The sequence below is a fragment of the Bradyrhizobium sp. LeoB3 genome (genome assembly GCF_055456055.1).
The window spans coordinates 1-1,463 of sequence record NZ_JBVBEF010000286.1; the positions used below are offsets into that span (position 1 = coordinate 1).

Sequence of the window (1,463 nt, forward strand, 5' to 3'; positions counted from 1 at the left end):
GTAGATGGGGTAACGGGCCGCGGTCTGCCCTCCAAGCAAGCCGCGCTTGCTACGGCGCTATGGGTGGCGCGCTGCGCGCGGCTTGCTTGGAGGGCGGGCGGTCGTCCCTCACATTGATGGTGTGACGGAGTCGAGGATGGACCTCGCTCCAAGCATCACGGAGAGACGACCATGGAGCACTATGCCGGAATCGATGTGTCATTGGAATGCTCGAGCGTGTGTGTGGTTGACGCCAACGGCAAGATCGTGCGGGAAGCCAAGGTGGCGAGCGAGCCGGAGGCGCTGATCGCCTGGTTCCACGCGCTCGGCTACGGTCTTGAGCGGATCGGGCTGGAGGCCGGCCCGCTGTCGCAATGGCTGTTTGCAAAGATGAAGGCGGCCGGGCTCGCCGTGGAGCTGCTGGAGACGCGACACGTGCGGGATGCGTTCAAGGCCATGCCGGTGAAGTCGGATCGCAACGACGCACGGGGGATTGCACAGCTGATCCGGTTGGGCTGGTTCCGGCCGGTGCACTGCAAGTCGCTGAGCGCGCAGGAGACGCGGGCGACGCTGACCGCCCGCAAGCTGGTGCAATCGAAGCTGCTCGACGTCGAGAACAGCCTGCGCGGGATCCTGCGCGGCTTCGGTCTCAAGGTCGGCACGCCGACGAAGCGCGAGTTTGCCGGACGGATCCAGGCCCTCGTCGCCGGCCATCCGCATCTTGAGCGGATCGCCGGTGCGCTATTGGCGGTGCGCGAGATCCTGCGCAAGGAGTTCGCGGCGTTCGAGAAGCAGACCCGCAGCATGGCGCGAGCCGACATGCAGGCCCGGCTGCTGACGTCGGTCCCCGCGGTCGGCCCGATCGTGGCGCTGACCTATGCCAGCGCCATCGACGATCCGCACCGGTTCAAATCATCCAAGCAGGTGGGGGCGCATTTCGGCTTGACGCCGAAGAAGCACCAGTCCGGCGAGACCGACTACACCGGCCGGATCAGCAAGCTCGGCGACGGCGCGGTGCGCACGGTGCTCTACGAGGCCGCCCACATCATGCTGACCAAGCCGGTCAAGGGCTGTTCGCAATTGAAGAGCTGGGCGATGCGGATCGCCCGCCGCGCCGGCATGAGCAAGGCCAAGGTGGCGCTCGCCCGCCGCCTGGCGGTGATCATGCATCGCATGCTGGTCGATCAAACCCCGTTCAACGCCGCCGCGGCGGCAGCCTGACAGGAGGCGCACACCAGGTTTTCGGGCGGGTCACCACACCAGGCCTTCTCGAAGCGAAGTCCCTTCGCCGGGACGATGGATCAGGTCAGGCCGTTGCCCACCAGGTGGCTCGTAACCACGCTCCTGTAGATTGGCCGACCTATCCTCTCCAACCCCATCAGGTGGCGGTCTTGCACCGACCCCGTACAGAAGCGAGACCCCGGCGAGTGGATGACGCAAAAGGGATTGACTGAGCAAGGCCCGTTACAGAAGGGTGGGCAAAG

1 protein-coding gene is annotated in these 1,463 nt (G+C 66.0%); it reads left to right on the top strand.

Annotated elements, in window-relative coordinates; all coding sequences use genetic code 11:
* Positions 1-171: 171 nt before the first annotated feature.
* Positions 172-1,200 carry an IS110 family RNA-guided transposase gene (locus tag ACZXDY_RS45875; RefSeq protein ID WP_463332003.1) on the top strand — a complete coding sequence of 343 codons (1,029 nt, stop codon included), beginning with the start codon at positions 172-174 and terminating at the stop codon, positions 1,198-1,200.
* Positions 1,201-1,463: the final 263 nt, after the last annotated feature.